Annotated in this window: 23 protein-coding genes and 1 pseudogene; 5 read left to right on the top strand and 19 right to left on the bottom strand. The window is 44.4% G+C overall.

The annotated features are described in order from the left end of the window. Positions 1 to 4: 4 nt before the first annotated feature. From secD to ACZ5KY_RS09965, 6 genes are all read right to left on the bottom strand, one after another. A complete protein-coding gene (gene secD, locus ACZ5KY_RS09990) occupies positions 5 to 1,603 on the bottom strand; it encodes a protein translocase subunit SecD (protein WP_464243751.1) in 1,599 nt (532 codons plus the stop codon). A 77-nt stretch (positions 1,604 to 1,680) separates the two neighbouring features. Beyond that, complete coding sequence (yajC, locus tag ACZ5KY_RS09985) at positions 1,681 to 1,992, bottom strand: preprotein translocase subunit YajC (RefSeq protein WP_464243750.1); 312 nt, start codon at positions 1,990 to 1,992, stop codon at positions 1,681 to 1,683. 87 nt (positions 1,993 to 2,079) lie between these two features. Next, on the bottom strand, positions 2,080 to 3,210 hold the full coding sequence (gene tgt, locus ACZ5KY_RS09980) for a tRNA guanosine(34) transglycosylase Tgt (RefSeq protein ID WP_464243749.1): 1,131 nt from the start codon (positions 3,208 to 3,210) through the stop codon (positions 2,080 to 2,082). Between the two features lie 13 nt (positions 3,211 to 3,223). Beyond that, positions 3,224 to 4,315 carry a tRNA preQ1(34) S-adenosylmethionine ribosyltransferase-isomerase QueA gene (gene queA / locus ACZ5KY_RS09975; RefSeq protein WP_464243748.1) on the bottom strand — a complete coding sequence of 364 codons (1,092 nt, stop codon included), beginning with the start codon at positions 4,313 to 4,315 and terminating at the stop codon, positions 3,224 to 3,226. Positions 4,316 to 4,375: 60 nt separating this feature from the next. Next, a complete protein-coding gene (locus ACZ5KY_RS09970; protein ID WP_464243747.1) occupies positions 4,376 to 4,570 on the bottom strand; it encodes a DUF2065 domain-containing protein in 195 nt (64 codons plus the stop codon). 80 nt (positions 4,571 to 4,650) lie between these two features. Then, complete coding sequence (locus ACZ5KY_RS09965; RefSeq protein ID WP_464244654.1) at positions 4,651 to 5,955, bottom strand: aminotransferase class I/II-fold pyridoxal phosphate-dependent enzyme; 1,305 nt, start codon at positions 5,953 to 5,955, stop codon at positions 4,651 to 4,653. 192 nt (positions 5,956 to 6,147) lie between these two features. Between ACZ5KY_RS09965 and ACZ5KY_RS09960 the strand changes: the two genes are divergently transcribed. Beyond that, a complete protein-coding gene (locus tag ACZ5KY_RS09960; protein ID WP_464243746.1) occupies positions 6,148 to 7,050 on the top strand; it encodes an AEC family transporter in 903 nt (300 codons plus the stop codon). A gap of 1 nt (position 7,051) precedes the next feature. Here the strand turns inward: ACZ5KY_RS09960 and ACZ5KY_RS09955 are convergent, their stop codons facing one another. The 12 genes from ACZ5KY_RS09955 to ACZ5KY_RS09900 all read right to left on the bottom strand — a co-directional run bounded on the left by ACZ5KY_RS09955 (position 7,052) and on the right by ACZ5KY_RS09900 (position 17,701). Beyond that, complete coding sequence (locus tag ACZ5KY_RS09955; protein WP_464243745.1) at positions 7,052 to 8,323, bottom strand: TRAP transporter large permease; 1,272 nt, start codon at positions 8,321 to 8,323, stop codon at positions 7,052 to 7,054. Continuing rightward, on the bottom strand, positions 8,317 to 8,820 hold the full coding sequence (locus ACZ5KY_RS09950) for a TRAP transporter small permease (protein ID WP_464243744.1): 504 nt from the start codon (positions 8,818 to 8,820) through the stop codon (positions 8,317 to 8,319). The genes ACZ5KY_RS09955 and ACZ5KY_RS09950 overlap by 7 nt, the downstream gene beginning before the upstream one ends. Positions 8,821 to 8,826: 6 nt before the next feature. Further along, positions 8,827 to 9,837 carry a TRAP transporter substrate-binding protein gene (locus ACZ5KY_RS09945; protein WP_464243743.1) on the bottom strand — a complete coding sequence of 337 codons (1,011 nt, stop codon included), beginning with the start codon at positions 9,835 to 9,837 and terminating at the stop codon, positions 8,827 to 8,829. A 22-nt stretch (positions 9,838 to 9,859) separates the two neighbouring features. Beyond that, complete coding sequence (locus ACZ5KY_RS09940) at positions 9,860 to 10,696, bottom strand: TRAP transporter TatT component family protein (protein WP_464243742.1); 837 nt, start codon at positions 10,694 to 10,696, stop codon at positions 9,860 to 9,862. Positions 10,697 to 10,837: 141 nt separating this feature from the next. Beyond that, positions 10,838 to 11,521 (bottom strand): 4'-phosphopantetheinyl transferase family protein, encoded by a 684-nt coding sequence (locus tag ACZ5KY_RS09935; protein WP_464243741.1) that lies wholly within the window; start codon positions 11,519 to 11,521, stop codon positions 10,838 to 10,840. A gap of 181 nt (positions 11,522 to 11,702) precedes the next feature. Continuing rightward, the gene (locus tag ACZ5KY_RS09930; RefSeq protein ID WP_464243740.1) at positions 11,703 to 12,146 is read right to left on the bottom strand and encodes a YaiI/YqxD family protein; all 444 of its coding nucleotides are present in this window, start codon (positions 12,144 to 12,146) and stop codon (positions 11,703 to 11,705) included. 36 nt (positions 12,147 to 12,182) lie between these two features. After that, a complete protein-coding gene (locus ACZ5KY_RS09925) occupies positions 12,183 to 12,662 on the bottom strand; it encodes an alpha/beta hydrolase (RefSeq protein WP_464243739.1) in 480 nt (159 codons plus the stop codon). Positions 12,663 to 12,688: 26 nt separating this feature from the next. Then, a complete protein-coding gene (locus tag ACZ5KY_RS09920; protein ID WP_464243738.1) occupies positions 12,689 to 13,039 on the bottom strand; it encodes a DsrE family protein in 351 nt (116 codons plus the stop codon). Between the two features lie 41 nt (positions 13,040 to 13,080). Further along, on the bottom strand, positions 13,081 to 14,175 hold the full coding sequence (locus ACZ5KY_RS09915) for an AAA family ATPase (protein ID WP_464243737.1): 1,095 nt from the start codon (positions 14,173 to 14,175) through the stop codon (positions 13,081 to 13,083). A 552-nt stretch (positions 14,176 to 14,727) separates the two neighbouring features. Continuing rightward, positions 14,728 to 15,285: a YfiR family protein gene (locus tag ACZ5KY_RS09910; protein ID WP_464243736.1), complete on the bottom strand. Its 558-nt coding sequence runs from the start codon at positions 15,283 to 15,285 to the stop codon at positions 14,728 to 14,730. Positions 15,286 to 15,302: 17 nt separating this feature from the next. Beyond that, a complete protein-coding gene (locus ACZ5KY_RS09905) occupies positions 15,303 to 17,372 on the bottom strand; it encodes a TonB-dependent receptor plug domain-containing protein (protein WP_464243735.1) in 2,070 nt (689 codons plus the stop codon). Positions 17,373 to 17,479: 107 nt separating this feature from the next. Further along, on the bottom strand, positions 17,480 to 17,701 hold the full coding sequence (locus ACZ5KY_RS09900; RefSeq protein ID WP_464243734.1) for a hypothetical protein: 222 nt from the start codon (positions 17,699 to 17,701) through the stop codon (positions 17,480 to 17,482). Positions 17,702 to 17,749: 48 nt separating this feature from the next. On the opposite strand from ACZ5KY_RS09900, the pseudogene ACZ5KY_RS09895 reads away from it, so the two are divergent. The 4 genes and pseudogenes from ACZ5KY_RS09895 to ACZ5KY_RS09880 all read left to right on the top strand — a co-directional run. Further along, a pseudogene (locus ACZ5KY_RS09895) lies at positions 17,750 to 17,842 on the top strand (transposase); the annotation flags it as partial. A gap of 87 nt (positions 17,843 to 17,929) precedes the next feature. Beyond that, entirely contained in the window at positions 17,930 to 18,127 is a 198-nt protein-coding gene (locus tag ACZ5KY_RS09890) for a transposase (protein ID WP_464243733.1), read from the top strand. Between the two features lie 805 nt (positions 18,128 to 18,932). Further along, the gene (locus ACZ5KY_RS09885) at positions 18,933 to 19,121 is read left to right on the top strand and encodes a hypothetical protein (RefSeq protein WP_464243732.1); all 189 of its coding nucleotides are present in this window, start codon (positions 18,933 to 18,935) and stop codon (positions 19,119 to 19,121) included. 264 nt (positions 19,122 to 19,385) lie between these two features. Next, complete coding sequence (locus tag ACZ5KY_RS09880) at positions 19,386 to 19,514, top strand: hypothetical protein (RefSeq protein ID WP_464243731.1); 129 nt, start codon at positions 19,386 to 19,388, stop codon at positions 19,512 to 19,514. Positions 19,515 to 19,798: 284 nt separating this feature from the next. Here the strand turns inward: ACZ5KY_RS09880 and ACZ5KY_RS09875 are convergent, their stop codons facing one another. Next, positions 19,799 to 20,302 (bottom strand): BCAM0308 family protein, encoded by a 504-nt coding sequence (locus ACZ5KY_RS09875; protein ID WP_464243730.1) that lies wholly within the window; start codon positions 20,300 to 20,302, stop codon positions 19,799 to 19,801. Between the last annotated feature and the right edge of the window lie 56 nt (positions 20,303 to 20,358).

Genomic DNA, 20,358 nt, shown 5'->3' with positions numbered 1-20,358 from the left:
TCTCCTAGATACTCAACTTTTTGACCTGACGGCCATCAAGGAATAGATCAAAAATCAATCGAGATACGAATATTGCGGTAAACATAGAAGCGATGATTCCCACCGATAACGTTACAGCAAAGCCTTTAACTGGCCCAGTACCAAACTGGAACAATACGAGAGCCGCAATAAGCGTGGTGACATTCGCATCAATAATCGTAATAAATGCCTTAGCAAATCCAGAATCAATCGCAACTCGTGCCGATTTACCATGACGAAGTTCTTCACGAACACGCTCAAAGATAAGCACGTTTGCATCAACAGCCATACCAACCGTTAACACGATCCCTGCTAGACCGGGTAAGGTTAAGGTTGCCTTGAACATTGATAACATTGCCATGATGAAAAACAAGTTAAGCAACAACGCGACATTCGCAACCAATCCTGCGCCACGGTAATAGACAAGCATCATCAAAACAACAAGAGCTGCTCCAATCAACACAGAGTTTATGCCGCGATCGATCGAATCATGTCCCAAAGAGGGTCCAACGGTCCGGTCTTCGAGGATCTTAACAGGAGCTGGCAACGAACCTGCGCGAAGGATAATCGCTAAATCTGTTGCTTCTTGCTCAGAAAACGAACCACTAATTTGAGCACTACCACCCGAGATACGCTCACGGATATTTGGAGCAGAATAGATGGTATCATCAAGAACAATCGCCATCCGCTTACCAACATTCGCTGCAGTAACCTGATCAAAACGTTGTGCGCCGACAGCATTAAAATCAATGGCAACATACGGCTCGTTAAAACGGGTATCAATACGTACCTGAGCATCAGCCAGCAAATCACCTGTTAAAGCTGTTTTTTCAAACACCACTAAAGGGATCTCGGTGACAACATTGGTACGTGGATCAACACGACGCTCATAAAGGAGCTTTCTCCCTGCGGGCAATACCCCCAGAACAGCTTGCTCAGGGTCCACAGACTCATCAACCATGTTGAATTCAAGTCGCGCTGTTTTACCCAACAGATCAATAGCACGTTGTGGATCTTTAACACCGGGTAATTGAATAAGAATTCGGTTATCCGATTGACGTTGCAATACAGGCTCACTGACACCAAATTGGTCAACACGATTACGCATTGTTTCAAGAGCTTGACGAACAGCGTAGTCCTTAATGTTGCTAATTTCGCTATCACTAAAACGGTAATTTTTCTGAATATAACCACCGTCTGTACCTAATGTCATCGGTTCAAGGGAAGAAAATTTTTCCTGAATCAATGCATCTACTTCAGCACCAGCTTCAGCATCATAAACAGTGATCGCCATACGATCACCATCAAGGCGCTCAATCCGCTTGAAGATCACATCCTCATCTCGTAATAACGATTCAGTTTGATCTACAACGCTGTCAAGACGACTTTCAACGGCTTTATCGACCTCAACACCCAAAACAAGGTGCATACCACCTTGAAGGTCCAATCCTAAATGGATTGGATCGAATGCTTCTTGCCACCAGTTTGGCAAACTGTCTTTCATAAACGTCGGAGCCAGTGAGCCCACCGAGATAATCAGACAAAAAAGAACCAGCAATCCGCGCAATTTAATGCTGTTCGACATACCGATATCTACTCCCTTTGACCAAGTTACAGATAAGAGAAAAGCCCACGTTGTGTGGGCTTTTCATAGGATATAAACTATGCTTCTTCTTTTGTTGCAGTAACAGAAGCACGATTTAATTTAACTTTAACACCTTTGTCGATCTCAATCGTGACGACGTTCTCTTGAACCGTTACAATACGACCGTGAAGACCACCAGCAGTAACAACTTGATCACCTGATGTCAGTGCATCAAGCAACTGACGATGTTGTTTTGCGCGCTTCTGTTGAGGACGAATCAGCAATAAGTAAAAAATTGCAAACATGATCACCAACATGATGATCCCCTCGTAGCCTTGCTTACCACCAGCTGCAGCTTGACCTGCCATTGCGTATGCTTCTGAAACCATTTTCAAATTCTCCTTTTATGGTGATTGTGTCATTACGACAAATAAAAACTAACTTAATCTAAGCTACATCTTATAGCGCGTTGCGCTCTAACTTTCAAGTTCTACACCACTTTGGCGCTTTTGGTAAAACTCTTTATAAAAAGTGCTAAAATTACCGTCACTAATGGCTTCACGCATTTGTGCCATCAGCGTGACATAATAATGAAGATTGTGGGTAGTATTCAAAACTGACGATAAAATCTCATTACTTTGATACAGATGGCGCAAATATGCACGACTGTAGTTGCGACACACATAACAATCACAATCGGGATCTATCGGTAATGGATCATCAATATAGCGTGCCTGTTTGATACTGATTTTACCAAAGCTGGTAAAAAGAACGCCATTTCGAGCATTGCGCGTCGGCATAACACAGTCAAACATGTCAACACCACGACGCACACCCTCAATCAAATTCTCCGGGGTACCAACGCCCATGACATAGCGAGGTCGATCTTGCGGAAGGTGCGGCAAGGTGTAATCCATCACCTCATACATCACTTCAGCCTTCTCACCCACCGATAAGCCACCAATCGCGTAACCATCAAAACCGATGTCAATGAGATCTTCAGCACTTTTACGTCGCAAATCCTCATGCATACCGCCTTGAACGATACCAAATAAGGCACTGCCATCATCGCGCTGGTGCGCTTCTTTACAACGTTGCGCCCAACGCATCGAACGCTCAGTAGAATCGATTACGTACTCACGCGTGGCCGGGTAGGCAATACACTCATCAAAAACCATGATGATATCGGAACCTAAAGCTTGCTGAATTTCAATCGACGACTCAGGGGTAATGACCTGCTTGGAACCATCGAGATGCGATTGAAAGCGCACCCCTTGTTCATCAATTTTACACAACTTGCCCAGACTAAAAACCTGAAAGCCACCGCTATCAGTAAGAATAGGCCCAGACCAGTTCATAAACGTGTGCAAGCCACCGAGCTTTTTCACCAGCTCATGCCCTGGACGTAAAAAAAGGTGATAGGTATTACCGAGAATGATTTGAGCGCCCAGATCATGCAACGTCTCTGGCATCATCGCCTTAACTGTCCCCTGGGTACCCACGGGCATAAAAACAGGTGTTTCAATCACACCATGTGCAGTATGGAGTCGGCCACGACGCGCTGAACTATCGGGATCAGTCGCAAGCAGATCAAAAGGTATTGCCATAAACGTAAGCCTCTTATTGTTGAATCGGATCAGCGCTGACACTCTGGTCTTCAGGTTGACCATTGGCTTGATCATTGATGATAAACATACAATCACCATAACTAAAAAAGCGGTATTTTTCTGCAACCGCTTGCTTGTAAGCGTTAAGGATAAAGTCGCGGCCCGCAAGAGCACTGACAAGCATTAACAAGGTCGATTGCGGGAGATGAAAATTTGTCACCAATGCATCGACAATGCGAAAGCGGTAACCAGGATAAATAAAAATATCCGTCATCCCTTCGCCAGCCTGCAAACATCCTTCGTCATCAACAGCAAACTCTAAAGTCCTCGCCGCAGTGGTACCCAACGCAACCACCCTTCGCCCCTCCTGTTTCGCATCGTTAACCACTTGCGCCGTTGATTCAGGTACATGATAACACTCGGCATGCATCTGGTGATCAGTGACTTTATTCACACGAATCGGTAAAAACGTTCCCAAACCGACATGCAATGTTAGCGGGCAAATCGTCACCCCTTTGGCCTGTAACCGTTCAACCACTTCAGGGGTAAAATGAAGCCCAGCGGTCGGAGCAGCAACAGCTCCTGCGTGTGTAGCAAAGGTCGTTTGATAGCGCTCACGATCTTCTTGATCTGGATCACGGGTGATATAAGGTGGCAATGGCAACTTACCCACCTCATCAAGCAACGCTAAAAAATCACCATCATAATCAAAACGGATATGACGATAGCCTGATTCACCACCGACAATGACGGTTGCATTTAATTTCCCAGCAAGAAGCAACTTTGTACCGGGTCGAGGATTTTTAGATGACTTGGTCAAACATAGCCAGCACTCACCGGGTAGATCAAGCTTTCGTACTAAAAACACTTCGACCTTACCACCACTCTCTTTATGACCAAGAAGGCGCGCAGGGATAACCCGAGTATTATTAACAACCAAAACATCGCCTGATTGAAAATGATCCTCAATTTGACAAAATTGATCGGACACAATCGTTTGCTGTTGTGGATCAACCACCATCAACCGCGAGGCATCACGTTGCTCCGTCGGGTATTGAGCAATCAATTCTTCTGGTAACTCATAATCAAAATCAGTTACGTACATAATTCAATCATCAAATCCGTTGCTGGTGTTTATTACATCGACCGACTGTGGTCAATACGTTTAAAAGTTAGAATTGATCGCCAAATAAACGGTCGCCAAACCACTTAACATCAACAACAACCCCAAAATACGTAAGACTCGCTCTGGAACGGGTAACATTTGTAGCAGCATCCGTTTAAAACCTTGAGGAGATAAAAACCAGGGCATCCCCTCAACGATCAAAACAACTCCTACAACACAGAGAAAAAACTTCATTCAAACTCCAATCTTTGCACAACCACAAAAAAACCCGTCGAGAGCCGACGGGCTTTTTTTCACAATGTCATAAAAAGTGGTTAGCTAAGATCTTTAACAGCTGCATATATCAGGTCAAACAACTCTTTAATATCTTCTTCAGCAATACACGAGAAGGCAACGCGAAGATCTGTTTTACCAATCGAGATTGCACCAACGCCATACTTATCGAGAAGATGAACGCGCAATGCCTCAGCACCAACGTTCTTCACCTTTAAACACATGAAGTAACCAGAGTTAAAAGGATAGTAATCCCAAGCTTCAGCGTACTTAGCATCCTTAAGAACTTCTTTAACCTTCAGCGCACGACCTTTCATCACTGCAAACTTTTCAGCTTTTTGAGCTGGATACTGATCAGAGCTCAATGCATCAAGAACAAAGGTTTGGCCGGGGTGAGGACAGTTGGAGATCGTTGCACGAATGATCCCCATAGTCTTCTTTTCCAACGCCGTAATCACGTTAGGATTCGCTTCTTTATTACCATCAGCAAAGGTGATAAACCCTGTACGGAAGCCCCAAACATATTCCTCTTTGGTCGCACCATCAAGCTTAACGGCGAGAATCCGTGGATGTAGATTTGCCAATTTGCCGTACAACGATTCCTTCATCGAGTCTTCATAAAACAGACCAAAGTAAGCATCATCGGTAATAGCAACAACATTACAACCGTCCTCAGCAACTTCTTGAATCGCCGCAACAATTGCATCACCCTCTTCAACTGATGGTGTGTAACCACTTGGGTTATTCGGGAAGTTTAGTAGGACAACGGCTTTCCCTTTTTCAGCGGCCACGTTTTGCAACTCAGCCTTAAAAGCGGGTACGTTAAAACCACCATCTACGGTAAATGTTGGGTATTTTTTGATCACCGCACCACAACGAGTGGTGAAAGTAATATTATAATTACCCCACATCATATCAGGGAGAACCATATGGTCACCCTTGTCGATAAACATATCGGCAACAATAGATAAACCGTGAGTCAGCGCGTTGGTGACGATAGGATTGCTAAACTCTTTACCCACCATACTAGGATTCTCACGCAACATCTTTTCGCGCCAGATGGCACGTAACTCAGGCTTACCTGCAGGGGGAGCGTACGGGAAGATATCTTTCGGATCGAACTCACTCAATTTATCTTGAATGCACTGTAGATACATGGGACCACCATTTTCAGTGGCAATACCAATCGTGGCATTGAAGCGGTGCGCCTTATCTTTAGCCTCGGCAGACTGCGTCAAAATACCTTTTGGGAAAAATAGGTTTTTACCCAAGTCCGATAACATTTCAAGGACATGCGGATTTCCTTCCGCTAACATTTCATTTAATTCTTGAGCCAGTGGATTCATCATGAGGTCTATCCTCCCAGAGTGAAATAACATCCAGCAGCGACTCGCTGCTGCATTTAAAAACAAAATGTGATTAAATCAAGATTTTCGCACTCTTGTCAATGAAATTTGCATCGCAAATATTGACAATATTTTAACAATCAACCTAAGTTCCATCCTGACATTAACGCCTTATGGCAGAATTGAATCACCATGCTATTCATAGATATCATCGTTCCAGTTTTCATCATCATTGGCTGTGGCTGGGGGCTGGGACGTTTTTTCAAGGTTGATCAAGCACCACTCGCCACCAGTTCACTCTACTTATTCGCACCAGCGCTGGTGCTGAGTGCCCTGTTAAAACACCCCATAAATAGCGAACATGCATTCGACGTATTATTATTTATGGTGATTTATATCGTCATCATGCTGCTATTGGCAAAAATCACCTGCCGTATCATGACAATTGATGAATCATGCAAACCAGCTTTCACATTATCCACCGCCATGATGAATATCGGTAACTTTGGTTTACCTCTGAGCTACTTTGCCTTTGGTGAACAAGGGGTTCCCATTGCGGTACTGATTTTTGTTTTATTCAACTTACCATTGGGCAGTTTAGCGATTGTTATTGCCCAAGGTAAAGAAGCAAAACTATCAACAGCGATTACCAACAGTTTAAAAATCCCCATTTTCCATGCGGTGATCATCGCCCTAATCTTCAATATGTTTCACATCGAGTTGCCACTATTCCTACTGCGTCCCCTCGACCTCATTGGTCAAGTCGCCGTTCCACTAATGTTGGTCATTTTGGGCATACAGATCAGTAAGACACAATGGATCATCCCTATCCGATTCATGACAGCTGCCTGCACACTGAGATTAGTCATTGCCCCCGTTGTCGCGTGGGGAACCTGTCACATACTTCATATTGATGGTTTATACCGTGATATATTAATTTTACAAACCAGTACACCATCGGCAGTGCTGCCACTGCTCTACGCATTACGTTTCAATACCCGCCCCGACCTTGTAGCATCAACGATAATGGTGACGACACTTTTGAGCGCCGCCAGCTTAACCGTTCTGCTCTACCTCCTGCCGTTTTTACCCTAAGTTACAAAAGGATCATCGACAGTTGCGGTACATACGTGATCACGGCAACACAAAACAGTAAGATCAGTAAAAATGGCCATGTTGCGCGGTACAACTGCGTGATTGGACGATTAAAGCGGTAACTTGCGATGAACAGATTCATACCAACGGGTGGTGTGAGATAGCCAATCTGCATATTGGCCAAAAAGATAATACCGAGATGGACAGGATGGATGCCATAGCCGACAGCCACAGGGAGAATAAGTGGTACAACAAGCACCAATGCCGAGAAGATATCAAGAACCGCCCCCAGCATCAGTAAAAACAGATTGAGCAACAACAGGAACGTAAGTCGATCACTGACAGTATTCTGCACAAATTGAAACAAACGTTCAGGCATTCCACTATCAATCATGGCATTGGTGGATGCCATCGACACCCCTAAGATAATTAAAATTCCACCGACGAGCACCATCGAGCGATGCATCACCTCAGGAAGTTTTCTCAACGGGATCTCGCGTAAAATCAACACTTCAACAACAAACACATAACAGGCCGTTACCGCAGCCGCTTCCGATACCGCGAAATAGCCACTGTAGATTCCACCTAGTACAACAAACGGTAAAGGTAGCTCCCACACCGCTTCGCGTAACGCCTTGCCCACTTTAAGCCACGAAAATTCTGACAATGGCCGCCGACGTTGACGATTAATCCAACAACTCCAACCGCCCAAAGCAATCAACATCAATAATCCGGGGAAAATTCCTGCTAAAAACAGCTGATCAATCGAAACAGAAGGGCCAACATTGAGTTGCTGCGCAACAATGCCGTATAAAATTAACGGCAGTGAGGGGGCAAACAAAAGGCCTAAACTACCCGAAGTGGTCACTAAACCTAACGAGTAATTTTCACTATATCCCCCTTCACGCAGAGCGGGGTAAAGCAGGGCACCAAGTGCAACAATCGTGACACCTGAAGCACCAGTAAAAGCAGTAAAAAAGGCGCAAACGGCCAAAGAGACAATCGCTAATCCACCCGGCATCCAACCGATAAGGGTTTGGGTTAAATGGACTAAACGGCTGGGTGCTTTGCTTTCGCTGAGAACATAACCAGCAAAGGTAAACAATGGTATCGCCAGCAATACTGGCATCTCAGCGATGCGATAAAACTCAATCGACACCACAGCCAGATCAATTTCAGCCTGATAGAAACCCCACATTGCCCCCGATGCGATGACCACAAACAGTGGCACACCCATCAGTGCCATAATCCCCAACACTGCAATGATTAACATGGAGAGCCCTCCGCGGTATCATTCTGTTCAGGAGGCCAAACACATAACAACACGTAACGCCATGAAATAAGGAAAAAACCAACCGGCAAAACAATTTGAAACCACCACGCAGGATAGGAGCCGAGCAGCAGGCTATCAAACTCGATCTCCATTAGCACAAAACGCGCAGAAGCCCAGCTTAACGCACCACATGCCACGGCGGTTATCAGGTACACCACACGCTTTAATCGCGTTTGCCACTGCGGTGACAACAGGTTGATCAACAGATCCATACGAATGTGATGATCATTACGACTGGCAATGATAGAACCAAACATCGTCAGCCAGAGCACCAGCAAGCGGAGCAATTCATCGGTCCAGACAAACCCATTACCAAACAGATTACGTTGGACAATCTGCCACACGGCTAGCACGATCATCGCGCCAAGCAATGTTGCCAGAATGAGGTCTTCTACACGACTAAAGAATCGTCCTAATGCGAGAATAAAGGGTTTCATGCGTCGTTATTTAGTCTCAACTTGCCCACAGCGGTAACACTGCAAATAGGATTGTATTTGCTCATAGATTTCAGGAGAGTAAAGTCCCTGCGCTGCCATCTTATGAGCCTCTTGTTGCGCCACTTCACTCCAGCGCTCATATTCACCATCAAGAGGTTGAACAATCGTTAAACCCTGCGTTTGTAACGCTTGAATGGCATTATTATTATCAATAGAATTTTGTTGGTCAAAGTTGCGATACATGGCACTTAGTACATCACGCATCACTGTTTGATCTTCTGACGACAAACGATTAAAACCGCGCTTATCAATCACCAGCGAACCATAGACATAGGCCAGTGGCATCGGAGTGATATAATTCACTCGCGTGTACCATTGAAATGCCAACGCACCGAGCGGGGATGTTCCAACGACTTCAACTAAGCCAGTTTGCAATCCAGTCAATACATCCGATAACGGCAACGTCACAGGAGCTAATCCGAGAGATTCCATCACCGCATAGCTAACTCGGTCACCCTCAGGAACCCAAACTTTAAGCCCCTTCATGTCAGCAACACCATGAATCGGCGATTGACTCATCAAGTTAGCATAACCACCTGAAGCAAAACCGAAACTAACAAACCCCTTACTCTCAAGAAGTTGGATGAAAACGGGGTCCATCTTCTGGCGTAATAAATTCATCTCGGCATCAGATTCAGTCAATAGCGGTAAACCGTAAAGCAACATATCGGGTGAAATTTGGCTCAAGCCACCGCCGGTAAAAGCGCCACCATGCAACTGACCAACACGCATTTTACGCAACACGCTTTTCTCGTTGCCCATTACGCCGCCGCCATAAAACTTCAACTGCACCCGCCCCGCTGTTTGCTCCTTAATCGTGAGTCCAGCCGCACGCATCTGTTGCATCCACTGCGAACCTTCAGGGGCAATGGTTGCAATCTTAAACGTCACCGCAAAACCGCTAACAGGCAGAGACAACACAACACAACATAACAGATAACAAAAAATTCTCGGCATCCACTTCACTCCCGAAATATGATTAAAAATATTCTTCAGCACTTAATATCAGTTGTTCTGCTTCGTCTTGCGCCAAGGTGTTCATTAAGGTTAAACCTTCAACCTTTGGATTAGCGTTGCGCACCTCAAATAGCAGTCTATCGTGCAATTCACGATCATAAACCAAGCGCGCATAATAGCGTGCATAAGCCACTTTAACACTTAAATCTTTTCCACCAGTTAAATCTAAAGCACGTTCAAAACACATTCGTGCTTGGTCGGGTTTGCCACCTAACGACGGTGGTCTTAAACTATACAACATCCCCAAATATAACCAAGGACGACCATTCTCATACGATTCATCTAATTCAATAATACGCTGAAGAGCCAACTCAATCTTTGGCACTGCCGCAACAACATTCCAATCATCGCGATGCGCTTGCGCCCACACCAGCCAACTGGTAGTCATAGCAAAAAGCTCAGGCAATTCATCGTCATCGATCTCTTGTAAACTATTTTTAAATGCGGCGTAAGGTTGGCTCACCAAAGCGCAACCATCGGAATCTTCTTCACACAGCGCTCGTTGACCATAATCAAAGGCGCGTGTTGATAAGCGCTGTGACCGCACGGGATCGTCGACAAATGCCGCAGCGTAAACCGTGTACAGGTTCGCCCCCATGCGTAACCAATCGCTATCGTCAGGGTCGCCCTCAATTAAGCTATCAACCAACAATAAATAGGCCGGCGCCCCCGCTTTAACCAATTCAGGATCATCTTGATTCATCAATGCCTGACTCAAGTTTGAACCGATGTTCGAAATACCACAGCCACTCAATAAAAGAACAGCAACCAGTAAAAACAGTGAGATGATACGTACCATCAGAAGCCCCCTTAACCTGCCATCATTAAATCAACACCCGTTTAAACGTCGAGATTATAGCTCGTTTGTTAAAAAACAACGAATGTTTTACCATAAATTTACATTGGCCATTTTTTTAACGACTTATCACTCCATATTTATTTAGATAGCAGTATCAGGAAGATCACAACGTGGATGAAGATGAATTTCGCATTGATTATAAGGGGTCGCTACACAGCACAAGTAAGCACTGTGAATGTCTAGCGCATGCAAAGCATAGTGATCTTGATTCATAGTGATCCGCTCAGACGAGCAGATCATTTTTCTAAAATCAAAGCCGAGGCCCACCCCTTTAGCTTTCGCAGCACTCTCCTTAGCAACCCACAGTTGCAATAATGCCTGCGAAGGATCATCGGCCTGATGAAATGATTCAATCTGTTGCGGGGTCATACAAATGGTAAAATGATCGGGTTCGAGAGAACGCGACAGTTCAACATCTACGCCAACCTTGCCATGGTGGCTAATAGCACACACCACCGCACCACCTGAATGGGAAATATTAAAATCAGCTGCACCCCCAATATAGGGTCGCCCGCAGTCATCGACCTCAAGACGTTCAAGGCAATCGGTCCCCTCACCGCGTTCAATCATCGCCTCAAGAAGGAGCAATTTAGCGAGTAAAGCCATGTGTTGATCTTGCCAACGGCGAAAGCGCAGCACCTTATCCTGTAATCGCTGCGGCAATCGTTGCAACTGTTTGAACCAATCTGTTTCTGACCACGGTTTACCAACGAATCCATAATAAACATCGATCACCTCTACGGGATGATCCAATAAATCATTCATAATAAATACCCTGAAATGAGCTTAATTAATGTTTATGGGCTCGAAAAAATGAATTAGATGGCTAAGCAAAAACTTCGTCCCCCAAGGCGTAGTGGTTGTTCAAGGGTGAAGGCATACCTGTTGTATGTCGAAATCTTGAACAAACGCTGTAACGCTGGTGGGCGGATTTTCTGCGACGCCATCAGTGTTGAGCTAAAAAACGATCAAGTTGATTGGCAAACACCTGCTTGTCTTTGGCACTAAAGGCTGCTGGGCCACCTGTTTCAACGCCACAACCGCGCAATTCGTCCATCATATTACGCACCGACAGTCGCTCCTGAATGTTTTCAGTCGAGTAAAATTCGCCACGCGGATTTAAAGCATGACCACCCTTTTCAATCACCGCTGCGGCCAGCGGAATATCCGCCGTAATCACCAGATCCTCGGGGACCAGAAGCTCAACAATTTTATCATCAGCCACGTCAAAACCTGCGCCTACGACTACCGAATCGATATAAGCCGACGGCGGACTCTTCAGCGGTTGATTAGCCACCAGCGTTAACTGCACCTGTTTACGGTTTGCAGCGCGGTACAATATCTCCTTGATGACACGCGGACACGCATCAGCATCGACCCATATATGCATGAAACTAAAATCTCCAATATTAAGAATATGTACAGATTAAGCGTGAAATTGAGCCTTGAGTTTCATCTCAAAAACTAGGCGAATAATTAACGCCAGGCTATCGTTCAAACGGTGACCATCGTCGACCTCGACCAGCGGCGCGCCAAAAGAACGACTGCTTTCAATCGGCACCACATCATCACTGAGTCCATGAATAATCACCGTTTCAGGCAAGCCCTCCGCAGTAAGAGATTCAGCAAACTCGGTATGAAGAGCTGGCGCACACAAAACTAAGCCCTTAACCCGTGGGTCTTCGCGCTGTAACAACAACGCCATCAAGCCGCCAGCACTGGAGCCAACAACTAAAAATGGTCCAGCTTGATCCTTAAGTGCCTGCTTGATAATCGTCAACCGCTGCTGTGGGTCTTTAACACCCTCGCAATCCGGTGAAATCACCTCGCCAAACATCTTCTTTAACGCCTGATATTTTGATCCGTGCGGGCCTGTTTCTAACCCGTGCAAAAAAACAATCTTCATCCGTCACTCCCCAACTTCACCCAAACTTAAAAGGTAATCACCTGATAACCTTGATCAATATACGCCGACATACTCGGGTGGCCCGTCATTTCGTTATTCACGGGTAAACCCTGCGCCTCCACCCCTTCAAGAGCACCCAATTTTGCTGCACACGCCATACAAACACAATCAATTAAACCCTGCTGTTTAACCTGCGCGTAAAGTTCGGCAAAGGGTGCGCCCTCGTCATTCATCTCGTTAACAAGGATCGTTGCACCGCCCTCAATCACCACTTTTACGTCATAGCCTTTTTTATTCATATCGAGAGCATTTAACAACACATGAACAAAACACATCGCTTCGCCGTTAAAGGCAAACAAAACCACTTTTTGAGACATACACCCTCCAATTTAAACATTCATTCCATAACAAAAAAACATCAATCCAACATTGAATCAATGGCATCAAAATCAAGCTCAACGTCAGCAAGATGACGTATCAAATCAATCTTCTCGGTATCCTCAGCACTAATTTTAGACACATCACTGGTAATCCGAGTAAACGACTCGGTATTGGTCAATTCAGTGCGGATATAAGGGAGATGACTGTCATTAACAATTTTAAAAGTGATCGGTGAAACAGCGGACTTCCCCGCAATCACCATGCCAGCAATTTTCTCGCGAAATTCAGGTAGATGATACAACGATGCCAACATCACCATCAACTCATCGCGGCTACTATGCACCAGCAACAGCGTCGAATCTTCGAGCAGATCAGCTACGCGTTGCGCCGAGGCTGAACCCAGTTGAACATTATGAACAATACGGTGCAATTCATCATCATTACCCTGTAAGGAACTACCGAGAATCGAACTGATCCGCTTCAATGTTGGATTAGCAAGAATAGGTGAATAGTTAAAGCCACCCTCAATTTCCATCTCATGATCAGCAAACGCCTTGCGTAAGTAATGGAGTGTGGTATCGCGCTTAGACGCCAACAATTTATTCACCAGCAACATCCGCACTGGAACACCCACCTGCTCGAACGCACACAAATTGAGGCTAATAGAATCAACCGCCCGACCAATCCCCCCCTCTGCCACCATCATGACTGGCGCATCGAGTTGTTTGGCGATTTGAGCATTATTGTAACCAACAACCGAGCCAACACCCGCGTGCCCTGCCCCTTCAATAACAATAAAATCGCACACCTCTTCCATGCGCCGACAAGCCGCGACCATCTGCTCACCAAACAGTTCGGGGGCGATCTCACCATCCAAAAACTGGCGAGTCGTCTCAGGGTACAACGGCACAGGAGACATATCGCGAATGTCATCCTCAAGGTTAAACACTTGCGCCATTAACACGGCATCTTTATCTGCCTTACAGCCACGAAAATCGACCAACTTAGGGCCAAGCGGCTTAATAAAGCCAACACGCTTATACTTCTTGGCCGCCCGATGAAGTAATGATAAACACACCGTAGATTTACCGCAATTTTGCCCTGTTGCCGCAACAAAAATTTTCTTTGCCATAACCTCACCTCAATTCAATAAAAAACATAAAAACGCCAATACCTCAGCAAAGTGAACCCTGTACTCAATGTGACTAACACCCCTTTTTGTAAAGATTGAGTGAACAGCGTTTTGTGGGAGTTGTCAAGGAGGAGTCAGTCCTAATGATAGAAAAGATGATCTTGCCATGTGTTGTGGGATTGTTGATAGGGAAACGGTTGAAATTAAACTTTATTTATTTACAGCAAGACACAAGTGACTGATTGAACAGATCAACCTTTGACGAGTTTTCCGTATTTAGCCGACAATATCGTGACATATGGAAAACATGAAAAACGTCAAATACGGGAATTTCTTCCACATTATGGCCCCAATAGCTCAATAAGAGGAAAATTGTCCATTGCGATAGAACGTAACAACTGGAATTTTCCACATAACACTAATGTTGAACAATGCATGAATTACCTTCACCAAGGTAAACAAATGTCAAACTAAGAAGTTTGTCAAAAGATACAGGGCACCAGAAAGCATAGAGAACAAAATCTATTTCAATTCAAAATTCTTGTATAATAATCAGATATTAGACTTGGAGTCTTCAGGAAACAATGTAGCGATTTGCAGTAATTTTGAACTCACCTGTAAGTTCTGCTTGCGCATGATATCGAAATTAACGTGTAGTTTTATCCTCCTCTGCTTCAATTCCAATGACACGCCACCACCATTTCGACAAAAATCTTGAGTATCACCTACTGTTAAAATGGGGCGCCCAGTAACACGCTTAAACATCAACAATGTATGCGCGCAACACTCCCCTTCGATATACAACAGATCACAGTGAGGACTGGCCACACCATCACCAATGATAACGACAGGTACACTACCACGTATGGTCTCTCCTTCGAGAGCAACAGATAATTCGGCAGCAAAACGTGGGTTGCCGCAGATGTAAAACGTAAACGGATCTTCAGAAAAATTTCGTCCGCTGGCAGGCCAGCTAATAAAATGGGTAAGATTTAGAAGAAAAACAGCCTTAACCTGTAATTCAGAAAACACAGGCCGAGTGTTAGCCGATGCTGAAGAGGCCAACAAGAGCAACACGATAAATAAAACAAGTACAAGTCTCCGGATCATAACCATCTCGCCTCGTCTCAATATCGCCAACTAAGCTGAGTGTAAAAAGTACGGGGCACCACATTATCGTCAGAACCAACCACGGTCGGCACTTCTATATGCTTATTATCAAGCAGGTTCATTCCGTGAAAACTCAATTCAATGCTTTGTGTCATTTGCCATGCCAAGCGTAAATCAAATCGCCAATAATCAGGGACATCACCCTCATTGGTTTCACTGGTGTAATAAACAAAGCTATCGAGTAAAACATCATGAGCAAGATTCATCGACGAGTGGAGTGTAAATTGATGCTCAGGGTCATCCTCTTCTGCTGACTCCCCTAACGGATCCATATCGGATCCACTGGAATGGAGTAATAATTTTAGCCAGCTATAGCTAGCGGTTATATTCCACCAGTCGTTGAGATCATAACGAGCCCAAGCTTCAAAACCGTAGCCCTCGCCACCCATTTTATTATCAACATTAAAAGGTTGAAAAACAATTGCACCATCAGACCCCATAACGATAGATGCCACCCCCGGTTCTTGGGTTCGAAGTTGACTATAATCATTAAAAAATAACGACATATCAACATAAATCTGATCTGAAACCTGACCACGATAGCCTAGTTCGTAAGCCACCATCTCTTCAGACTCATAACGGTCATTTCCAAACATCTTTGCGTTTAATGTCACAGGGACAAGACGATCTGGGCCTAGCAGACCAACAGCAGCAGATGACACCGTTGAGGACACACTACCGACAGTTACAACCATATCATGTTCGGCTCTGGTCGGAGTACGTACCGCGCGAGATACCGCCCCCCACACAGAATGACGAGGGGTAACATTCCACAAGGCACGTACACTGGGTTGCCATTCTGAACCCGTATAATCGTTTCTTTCGTACTTAGCACCAAACGTCAGTAAAAGTCGTTCATTAAACAAAGCCAATTGGTCTTGAGCAAACAAATTATATAATTCATCATCCCGTGAATCAGGAACCAGGGTCGTTACAATCCCAGCAGACGTTTTATCGCAGCTATAGCGATAACCACCACCCCAGACAACAGATTGCAACGCTCCCAATTTAAATTGATGATTGACATCTATATCCACGGTCTGACGTAACTCTTCAAGATAAAGATCTTTGCGATCCGTTAGATCATAGTATGCTTGCAGAGACAGTGAAGATTCACTACTAAGCTTCTTTTCCCAACGGCCTAAGAGGTTCCCCCCTTTATCACGAATTTTAGTCGCACCCTGGCGATTTTCAGTTGCTCCAAACTTTGACAACCGACGAGCATCGCCTTGATAGAGATCACCCTGATAAAGATCTCCTTGTAAGGTAAAACTCTGATCTGTGGCAGCGGCATAATCCATCCTGAAACCACCGCGATCAACGCGTCCGTCCTTAATTAAAGCTGAATCCTCCAAGGCTTTATAAGGCTTAAGTTCGTGTCTTTTCACATAAAGCCGATAATTTACTTTTGAATTTATGCTGCCACCGAAACGGGCCTGAGCTAATACTCGTTCATAGTTACCACTACCAACGGTTACCAATGCACCGGTGGTATCTGCACTTGATTTAGTGATAATGTTGATTACGCCATTAACAGCATTCGCCCCCCAAGTACTGGAACCTGGGCCACGAATCACCTCAATACGCTCAATATCCTCAATTAATGTGTCCTGAACATCCCAATAAACACCGGAAAATAATGGAGAATAGACGGACCGACCATCGATAAGAACTAAGAGTTTATTGGCAAAAACATTTTTAAAACCACGACTAGAAACCATGGAGTTATAATTGTCGATATCGGCGACATAAACACCGGGAACAGAACGTAACAGTTCAGGAATACTCCGATAACCGCTACGTGCGATCTCCTCCTGAGTCAAAACATAAATAGCCGCTGCGGTGTTCATCACCTTTTCAGATTTTTTGGAAACTGATGTCACCTCAACTTCCATCAAGTTTTCCAAACTCAACTGCTTCAGATAAGTCAAACTATCCATCTGAGCACTAGCCAAGCTCAAAACAGGCATGAGCAAAACAGCACTCAACGCTGAAACCACAAGGCGTAAAAAACGAAAATGAACCATATACCAGATCCCTACCCAAAAACATCGTATCAATTAACCAACGTGAACGACCACCACCATTAACCTTACACGCCTCACATTTGCATCATTTAGGCAATCTACACCACCTAGCTATCCGAAACAATAAAGATAACTACAAAAAGCAGTAAAAGAACTTTTTCTAAAAATTGTACATAACGACAAATATTTTTCCATCCCATCCATATCAAGGGACAGAAGGGGCAACCATTAGCAGCATCAATCCCTACGACGACTATCACGGTCAATGATCCACGAAGAGTAGAACCTAGCAGCCGAAACTGTTCCAATCGGTCCAGTTTATCCAACATAAAGGCCTCCTGTTTTGTGGGGTTGATTTTATTGTTAACAGAAGAGGCGATCGATATCATGCTACGACAATTGAATCTGGTGAGCATTTACAGCGCTGTCTGGTGTATATCGATTTCAATATGGTGAGAAACGGTAAAGTGATAAAAGCGCTTCACCGTCGACGACTTTACAATAGATACCGATAAGCAACGCTGCACTTGCCCCGCGGGCAAAGAACTATGGCTTAAATGCGCTCAAGCAAGAATAACCAGCGACATATTTACAGCATGCGACTCGGGATCGTAGAACCCGTCTTCGGCCATATTAACGATGCCATAGGAATTAAACGGATCACCCTAAGAGGCAAGAAGAAAGTCAACGGACAATGGCAATTGATACACATGCGGCACAATCTGACAAAAGTGCACCGATATGGCTTAACATAGTAAGGAAATAGCAGGAATAACAGCTAAACAAAGAGATTATTCGATAAATTGAGACATTCACTCAATGAAAAAGTAATCATTTCAATAAATATAAGATTGAGGCTTTAGAGCTGCTCACTTGGTGGGTTTTTCTACAGCCTCGTTAGGCTTAAAGAGGGTGCATCGTGCCACTTACTCCAATCCATATGGGGCCCGGAATATTAATTAAGGCGTTACTGCAAAGTAGCTTAACAATGGTTATTGCGTATTACACCATCCATCAACATTCAAATTTCTTGGCGAGTGGTATTTCTAAGTGCGTTTATTGGTAGCTTCAGTCATGTTTTCCTAGATGGTTTGATGCATTCAGATGTTCAACCGTTTTATACTGCAACATTATCCAACGTATTTTTAAGCTTGGTGTCTGTGGGTTTGCTTCATAAATACTGTAGATACGCAGGTTTATTGGGTGTAGCGAGTTACTATTATATTCAATGGTAGAGAAAAAATTCTTAAGCAAAACCATTGCCTTTAGATCTTGAAAGGCAACATTTCATGGGAATCTAATCGTGCAACAAACACGTGTCGATATGTTTCAACAAAACATGAAAAATCAAGCCCCCCTACCCATTGTGCGACCATTAACTTTATGAATTCACAATTTGTTCGTATCAATTAATACGTAATTGATACTATTATGGTTATTGGTGCGGTGAACTCAAGTTCGGCAAACCATCAGTACGATTCGAACCCAGTTCTCCAGCCCTAAGGCTGAACTGATATATTTCTGATATCTAATACTTCAAAATCAAAAAGAGAGACTTCGATGGCAAGAACTAACTACGCATTCGATAAACGACAGAAAGATCTTGCGAAAAAGCAAAAAAAAGAAGAGAAACGTCTGAAAAAATTAGCCACAAAGACGGATGAGTTCGGTAATGAAATTGGTGAAGAACTCAGTGATGAAGTCGACTCTGAGAATGCACCTGAGGAAGAAGTTCAAAATAACGACTAAGAGATAACTTTAGTACACCAATGGTGACGGTTCCAGCCAAAGCCATGTGGGTCTAGGTTTTAATTTGAAACTGTTTTTGGCGCAATGAGGTGCAAAGATGAATATCCCTGAGACAAACGGGTTCTTTTTCATACGTGCAGGTACATCTTACACCTCAGCAGCTAGAACCAGGCCAAACGGCAACGGGTCGCATGGTAGCAGCGACAGCAACGGACAATAGCCAATTGTCGACAGATACCGTCACGCTTTCTGAGTAAGCAGACAATGAAACTACGCGCCAAGGATGACGAGGCTTCTATTGAGAAGGTTAAGGCGTTAGAGAGTCAACTAGCACAGTTGAATACACAATTGATGGAATTAACCAGTCAAAAGTTGAAGATGGTTGACGGCTAGAACCCCAAAGGGGAACGTTATTGACACACTCAACTAACACTCTTATCTTACTGAAATCAAACACACTTAATAATAAAATATTGAGTAATAGTGAATTTTCATACAGATTTCACCTCAGAATAAACCTGAAGTACCTGTTGCTACGCTACAAAAGTAACACCATTTAAAAAAGCGCCTGCGAAGAGAGTTTCGCAAGCGCCGTTAGTTGGATGTGTTGAGAGATGATGCTAGATTAGTACAAACACCAACCATGCGAGATCTTGAAACGAAACGGCGACCAATGTTTAACGTTTCCAGTTTATCCGACAGATACGATTATCTTCGCCACGTTGTACCTGCAGCTCACCTTGGTGGGCTTTGTGCACTGCCCGTCCGAGATGCTCGGCAAGTTTTTCCTCCGTTGTTTCAATCACCAGACAGTTGTCACGTTTTTCCAGACAGATCATACGTTCTAATGGATTCTTGGCGCGCGCTTTGGCCTCTTCATTTTTGAGCAAACGACAGATCTCATCTTCATGCTGCCACAGATAGTCACCACGCAGCACTACCACGCCTTCATAATAGCCCTCCTGTATTTTTAAACAAGCGGGACACTGCATCTCAGGCGCGTTGTCGACCTTGGCAAAGGTCTTTTCTGCTAGATACCACCGCTTGTTGCGATACTGAGCATGGCAAGTCGAACAGAAAGCGCCATCCGCATATTGTTGCCGATTAGCGTAAGGATCATTGCTGGTTTGAGCCCGACCGCGCTTGTCGCTGGTACCAAATTTTCCAACATCTTTATTCATGATACTCCCTCCCTTCGGCAGATTTATTCTGCAATGGTAAGTATATCACTTGGTAA

This window comes from Desulfuromonas svalbardensis (assembly GCF_055389415.1).
This window is presented reverse-complemented; position numbering and strand designations above follow the sequence as displayed.

Coding starts and splice junctions, on each gene's coding strand:
- secD (WP_464243751.1), bottom strand. CDS start 1,603: ATGTCGAACAGCATTAAATTGCGCGGATTGCTGGTTCTTTTTTGTCTG.
- yajC (WP_464243750.1), bottom strand. CDS start 1,992: ATGGTTTCAGAAGCATACGCAATGGCAGGTCAAGCTGCAGCTGGTGGT.
- tgt (WP_464243749.1), bottom strand. CDS start 3,210: ATGGCAATACCTTTTGATCTGCTTGCGACTGATCCCGATAGTTCAGCG.
- queA (WP_464243748.1), bottom strand. CDS start 4,315: ATGTACGTAACTGATTTTGATTATGAGTTACCAGAAGAATTGATTGCT.
- ACZ5KY_RS09970 (WP_464243747.1), bottom strand. CDS start 4,570: ATGAAGTTTTTTCTCTGTGTTGTAGGAGTTGTTTTGATCGTTGAGGGG.
- ACZ5KY_RS09965 (WP_464244654.1), bottom strand. CDS start 5,955: ATGAATCCACTGGCTCAAGAATTAAATGAAATGTTAGCGGAAGGAAAT.
- ACZ5KY_RS09960 (WP_464243746.1), top strand. CDS start 6,148: ATGCTATTCATAGATATCATCGTTCCAGTTTTCATCATCATTGGCTGT.
- ACZ5KY_RS09955 (WP_464243745.1), bottom strand. CDS start 8,323: ATGTTAATCATTGCAGTGTTGGGGATTATGGCACTGATGGGTGTGCCA.
- ACZ5KY_RS09950 (WP_464243744.1), bottom strand. CDS start 8,820: ATGAAACCCTTTATTCTCGCATTAGGACGATTCTTTAGTCGTGTAGAA.
- ACZ5KY_RS09945 (WP_464243743.1), bottom strand. CDS start 9,837: ATGCCGAGAATTTTTTGTTATCTGTTATGTTGTGTTGTGTTGTCTCTG.
- ACZ5KY_RS09940 (WP_464243742.1), bottom strand. CDS start 10,696: ATGGTACGTATCATCTCACTGTTTTTACTGGTTGCTGTTCTTTTATTG.
- ACZ5KY_RS09935 (WP_464243741.1), bottom strand. CDS start 11,521: ATGAATGATTTATTGGATCATCCCGTAGAGGTGATCGATGTTTATTAT.
- ACZ5KY_RS09930 (WP_464243740.1), bottom strand. CDS start 12,146: ATGCATATATGGGTCGATGCTGATGCGTGTCCGCGTGTCATCAAGGAG.
- ACZ5KY_RS09925 (WP_464243739.1), bottom strand. CDS start 12,662: ATGAAGATTGTTTTTTTGCACGGGTTAGAAACAGGCCCGCACGGATCA.
- ACZ5KY_RS09920 (WP_464243738.1), bottom strand. CDS start 13,039: ATGTCTCAAAAAGTGGTTTTGTTTGCCTTTAACGGCGAAGCGATGTGT.
- ACZ5KY_RS09915 (WP_464243737.1), bottom strand. CDS start 14,175: ATGGCAAAGAAAATTTTTGTTGCGGCAACAGGGCAAAATTGCGGTAAA.
- ACZ5KY_RS09910 (WP_464243736.1), bottom strand. CDS start 15,285: ATGATCCGGAGACTTGTACTTGTTTTATTTATCGTGTTGCTCTTGTTG.
- ACZ5KY_RS09905 (WP_464243735.1), bottom strand. CDS start 17,372: ATGGTTCATTTTCGTTTTTTACGCCTTGTGGTTTCAGCGTTGAGTGCT.
- ACZ5KY_RS09900 (WP_464243734.1), bottom strand. CDS start 17,701: ATGTTGGATAAACTGGACCGATTGGAACAGTTTCGGCTGCTAGGTTCT.
- ACZ5KY_RS09890 (WP_464243733.1), top strand. CDS start 17,930: ATGCGCTCAAGCAAGAATAACCAGCGACATATTTACAGCATGCGACTC.
- ACZ5KY_RS09885 (WP_464243732.1), top strand. CDS start 18,933: ATGGCAAGAACTAACTACGCATTCGATAAACGACAGAAAGATCTTGCG.
- ACZ5KY_RS09880 (WP_464243731.1), top strand. CDS start 19,386: ATGAAACTACGCGCCAAGGATGACGAGGCTTCTATTGAGAAGGTTAAG.
- ACZ5KY_RS09875 (WP_464243730.1), bottom strand. CDS start 20,302: ATGAATAAAGATGTTGGAAAATTTGGTACCAGCGACAAGCGCGGTCGG.